Annotated in this window: 1 protein-coding gene; it reads left to right on the forward strand. The window is 43.1% G+C overall.

Translation table 11 applies throughout. The features are described 5' to 3' along the window. Positions 1 to 278: tyrosine-type recombinase/integrase (locus tag E5342_RS19225; RefSeq protein WP_246867188.1), on the forward strand; the 278-nt coding region annotated here is incomplete at its 5' end. Positions 279 to 371: the final 93 nt, after the last annotated feature.

Raw genomic sequence — 371 nt, forward strand, 5'->3', positions numbered from 1 at the left:
CCACTTGGCAGAATGCTGAAACAAAGCTCATTTCAAACGGTTTACGTTTTATCTTTACCTGTCCGCTTTTCCTTGCACAGCCTATCACTTTCCACGTAGCCCGCCACTCATATGCGACCTCAGTTTGCCTTGCCAACGGTGTGAGCATAGAGAATGTGGCAAAAATGCTCGGCCATTCCAATATAAAAATGACGCAGCACTATGCACGTGTGTTGGATTCCTCCATTTTGCGCGATATGAATAATGTAAAGAACATAATGTCTAAAGTTATGCGATAGATATGGATAGAGGAATAATAACAATCAGTGAAACGGGGGTAGTCATTATGCCGACAGCACCTATATGGATGACACAATTTGAGATAGCCGACC

Source organism: Parabacteroides distasonis (genome assembly GCF_004793765.1).
Taxonomy (GTDB): domain Bacteria; phylum Bacteroidota; class Bacteroidia; order Bacteroidales; family Tannerellaceae; genus Parabacteroides; species Parabacteroides distasonis_A.